Genomic DNA, 2,918 nt, shown 5'->3' with positions numbered 1-2,918 from the left:
GGTTCAACGTCACGACTTCAGTCCTTTTCCCCAGTTTGTAGTAACGACTTCAGTCGTTACCGCGTTACTTGGCGGACGCCAAGTAACGCACCCATCTTCGGATTCTCCAGTTCCGAAACAGGCGCTTAAGCCCCTGATGGTGCGTGTCACGGCTTTAGCGAAGAAACGACTGAAGTCGTTACTACAAACTAAGAGAACGACTGAAGTCGTTACTACAAACTAAGAGTACGACTGAAGTCGTTACTACAAACTTTCTCCCCCATCCTCCCCATCCTCCCCATCTCCCCCATCCTCCCCATCCTCCCCATCTCCCCCATCCTCCCCATCCCCCCATCTCCCTTATGCCAATTTCAACGCACTAACCGGGACCTCCTCCCAGGAGTCTACAGTTCGCATTTTGACAGTCCAACCTCTGGTTTTTTGTTCGTCGGAGAGGTTGTTTAGAAACGAGTCGTGACAGGATTGTGCTTGGGTTTCATCGCAACAGGCAATGCAAGCATAAACCAGTCCCGATGGATCGACTTGTTCGTTTACCCAAATAGTCATGATAAAATCCTTTTGTTCTGGATGAGATTGATGTCTTATTCTTACCGCTTAATGGACTAACAAGGCAAGAAACGAGCATAGTTTTTATCAATGCTTGCCATTATGAAGGTCCAAAAATTTGGGGTAATTGAGAAAATTTATCGCCCGGAGTTGTCCCTGGATGATTTTGGGGGAATAGCTGAAAAGGAGGCCAGTCGCCTCCTTCAACCTGGGGTTAAGATGCGGTTTGTTCGAGGAGGTCCTGGGCTTGTTTTCGATAGGCGACTGCATGAGGGTCGCTGGGATTGATTTCGATCGCCCGATCAAAGGAGGCGATCGCCTCTAAAAATCGTTGGCTGCTCATCAAGGTTAACCCTCGATTCACCCAGGCTTCAAAATTATTGGGTTGCAGAGAAATCACCCGATCGAAGGAAGCGATCGCCTCTTCAGGTTGGCTATTTGCGGCCAAAGCTAATCCCCGATTAAACCAAGCTTCAGCCCGATCGCTTTGCAATTCGATGGATCGATCGTAACTGGTCACCGCATCTTCATAGCGGGTTAATTTGAATAACGCATTTCCCCGACTATTCCAGGCTTCGCCAAAATCGGGCTTGAGTTGAATCGCCTGTTCAAAACAGCGAACTGCCTCTTGATGCTGTTCCAAATGCATTAAATCTACCCCCCGATTTTGCCATGCTACGACCAAATCCGGCTGAAGTTGCAGGGCTTTTTCATAAGCATCGATCGCCTCAGCAGGACGATTTAATAAGGAGAGAGTAAAGCCGCGATTAAACCATAAACTGGCATTTTCACTTTGCAGGGCCAAGGCGCGATCGAACACTTCTAAGGCTTCGGCATATTGTTGAGAATAAAACAGCACCGCCCCCAAATTACTCCAGCCTTCCAAATAATCGGGTTTGAGTTTCACCGCTTCGCGATAGGCGGCGATCGCCCCTGTCCAATCTCCCGCATTCAGTTTGGTATTTCCTTCCCCAAACCACCCTTGAGCATCTTGGGGCGGAGTGGGGGCCGTTGGTGGGGGTGGAGGCGCAGGCATTTGGCGCTGCATTAATCCGGTCCCGATGTTCAGGGCCACTTGACTGAATTCTCCACAGCCTAGGCGTCCCAACTGGACGAGACGCACCCCCCATTCCGGGTTGGGATTTTCCTGCGCTTGGAGGCGATCGCCAAAGCGTCGCAACCAATCCGCCCACAAGTGCAGGTCCCCACGCCAACTGAGCGCCCCTAAAAACTCTTGGACGCGATCGCGGTCCCAACCCAGACGCAACCCTTCCACAATCTGGGTAAAGAGCAATTCATAATCCTGATCTTCCAGCGGCGGCAGTGACGAAGCCGATCCTTCGGGTTCTTGGAGTTCCGGACTGCTGCGTTCTTCTCCCAATAACCCTCTCAGGCTTTGCCAAATTTCCCTGACCATCTTCGCGCTAACCTCCCGTCGTATTTCTCTTTCCTATTTTATGGTGTTCAGAAGCTTCCGGATCTCAAAGGGCCTAGTATTCCCTCGTCTTGCTCTCTCCATCCCCGATGGTCCCCGCCACATCACGATGGCAGAATCCACCGTTATTTCCCCCTTGTTCTGTAACGGATTGAGCCATTTCACCCGATTTTGTCCCCTCTGCGGTTCACACAGTCGAGTCTTGCCGTGAAAGCAATCCCGGGCTAACTGTCGTTGTTCTTACAATGCAACGTTACAATAAATCCATCCTTTCGGTAGAAGAAGGATTACCCTAAAATAGAATAGTTTAGGAATATGAAAAACCAAAAGCGGACCCATAATTTTCTCTAACGAAAGACTGGATCCGGATTTTTTAAGCTTAATTTTTGGGCTTTATCTGGCCCTTAAAATCCTTCCTCTTTATCAATTTCTGCTTTTTATTTATGATAAAAAATCGTGATTATTGTTCCTACGCGCCACAATTAACCCCCTTAGATACCCGCGTTTCTATATCATTACCCCAGATGGAATTTCCACGCTTGCCGAGACACTGTTGCGTTCCTCAAGAAGCATCGCGATCGCCTCAACTGCCGAGACTGAATACATTCTAAACCCGATCAATTTCAGCTTTGGATCACCCCTCATTTAACCTCTGAAGGACGTTATGAGTAGAACCCCTGAACATCGAGAAGAATTTCCCTGTGCTGAATCCAGCCATCGGTTTTCCAAGTCTAACTTTCTTCCCAAACTGATGGTGGGTCAGGCTAATTTACGAGAGTTTGGCCAAAAAGTTTCGGTTAGGGAACTCCAAAAAATAAAATACCCAAAAAACCCGCAGGCTTAAGCCTGGGGCTACACGGACAAAGCCCGCCTGCGCGGGCTAATACAGTTAGGTGCTTAACCATCGGGATTTGGAGGATTTATTTGTTGGAACACC

General features: G+C 48.9%; 3 protein-coding genes. 1 reads left to right on the top strand and 2 read right to left on the bottom strand.

What is annotated here, in order from left to right; all coding sequences use genetic code 11:
• Nucleotides 1-339: 339 nt before the first annotated feature.
• Together NG833_RS28180 and NG833_RS28175 are read right to left on the bottom strand one after the other, a co-directional pair.
• Entirely contained in the window at nucleotides 340-546 is a 207-nt protein-coding gene (locus NG833_RS28180) for a glycogen debranching protein (protein ID WP_254568584.1), read from the bottom strand.
• A gap of 214 nt (nucleotides 547-760) precedes the next feature.
• The gene (locus NG833_RS28175; protein WP_254568583.1) at nucleotides 761-1,963 is read right to left on the bottom strand and encodes a tetratricopeptide repeat protein; all 1,203 of its coding nucleotides are present in this window, start codon (nucleotides 1,961-1,963) and stop codon (nucleotides 761-763) included.
• Nucleotides 1,964-2,424: 461 nt separating this feature from the next.
• On the opposite strand from NG833_RS28175, the gene NG833_RS28170 reads away from it, so the two are divergent.
• The gene (locus NG833_RS28170) at nucleotides 2,425-2,592 is read left to right on the top strand and encodes a hypothetical protein (protein WP_254568582.1); all 168 of its coding nucleotides are present in this window, start codon (nucleotides 2,425-2,427) and stop codon (nucleotides 2,590-2,592) included.
• Nucleotides 2,593-2,918 lie beyond the last annotated feature (326 nt).

The sequence above is a fragment of the Oscillatoria sp. HE19RPO genome, from assembly GCF_024220515.1.
Taxonomy (GTDB): domain Bacteria; phylum Cyanobacteriota; class Cyanobacteriia; order Cyanobacteriales; family Laspinemataceae; genus Laspinema.
This window is presented reverse-complemented; position numbering and strand designations above follow the sequence as displayed.